This window comes from Bradyrhizobium sp. DN3, assembly GCF_041357655.1.
GTDB lineage: Bacteria > Pseudomonadota > Alphaproteobacteria > Rhizobiales > Xanthobacteraceae > Bradyrhizobium.
Genome location: NZ_JAULLN010000120.1, coordinates 1 through 214 on the forward strand (window position 1 = coordinate 1; position 214 = coordinate 214).

Sequence of the window (214 nt, forward strand, 5' to 3'; positions counted from 1 at the left end):
GCTCCACGCAGACTGGCGTCCACGCTTCAAAGCCTCCCACCTATCCTACACAAGCAAATTCAAAGTCCAGTGCAAAGCTATAGTAAAGGTTCACGGGGTCTTTCCGTCTAGCCGCGGATACACTGCATCTTCACAGCGATTTCAATTTCACTGAGTCTCGGGTGGAGACAGCGCCGCCATCGTTACGCCATTCGTGCAGGTCGGAACTTACCCG

The 214-nt window shown here is 53.7% G+C and carries 1 rRNA gene; it reads right to left on the reverse strand.

The features are described 5' to 3' along the window. Nucleotides 1-214: ribosomal RNA gene (locus AAE027_RS39620) — 23S ribosomal RNA — on the reverse strand; the annotation flags it as partial.